The sequence below is a fragment of the Streptococcus cristatus genome (genome assembly GCF_003943815.1).
Lineage (GTDB): Bacteria > Bacillota > Bacilli > Lactobacillales > Streptococcaceae > Streptococcus > Streptococcus cristatus_F.
The window spans coordinates 1-514 of sequence record NZ_RJNA01000066.1; the positions used below are offsets into that span (position 1 = coordinate 1).

A 514-nucleotide genomic window follows, 5' to 3' on the forward strand; every position below is an offset into this window, starting at 1 on the left:
AGCAGACACGCTGTTGCTCATGCTTGTGCTTGCTGATTCAGATGCACTGATTGAGGCACTCAAGCTTGTGCTTGCTGATACTGAAGCACTGATTGATGCAGACACGCTGTTGCAGACACGCTGTTGCTCATGCTTGTGCTTGCTGATTGGCTTGCACTGATTGAAGCAGACACGCTGTTGCTCATGCTTGTGCTTGCTGATTGGCTTGCACTGATTGAAGCAGATACGCTGTTGCTCAAGCTTGTGCTTGCTGATTGGCTTGCACTGATTGTTGCTCAAGCTTGTGCTTGCTGACTTGTGCTTGCTGATTCAGATGCACTGATTGAGGCAGATACGCTGTTGCTCAAGCTTGTGCTTGCTGATTGGCTAGCACTGATTGAAGCAGATACGCTGTTGCTCAAGCTTGTGCTTGCTGATTGGCTTGCACTGATTGAAGCAGACACGCTGTTGCTCATGCTTGTGCTGGCTGATTGGCTTGCACTGATTGAAGCAGACACGCTGTTGCTCATGCTTG

The 514-nt window shown here is 49.4% G+C and carries 1 protein-coding gene and 1 pseudogene; one reads left to right on the forward strand and one right to left on the reverse strand.

Annotated elements, in window-relative coordinates; all coding sequences use genetic code 11:
- Positions 1-129: 129 nt before the first annotated feature.
- The gene (locus tag D8872_RS11170) at positions 130-294 is read left to right on the forward strand and encodes a hypothetical protein (protein ID WP_312023932.1); all 165 of its coding nucleotides are present in this window, start codon (positions 130-132) and stop codon (positions 292-294) included.
- On the opposite strand, the pseudogene D8872_RS11175 reads toward D8872_RS11170, so the two are convergent.
- Positions 276-514: pseudogene (locus tag D8872_RS11175) on the reverse strand (LPXTG cell wall anchor domain-containing protein); the annotation flags it as partial. The gene D8872_RS11170 and the pseudogene D8872_RS11175 sit on opposite strands and share 19 nt — an antisense overlap.

What these genes read in the sequence shown, in the direction of transcription:
- D8872_RS11170 (WP_312023932.1), top strand. Translation starts at nt 130, where the DNA reads ATGCTTGTGCTTGCTGATTGGCTTGCACTGATTGAAGCAGACACGCTG.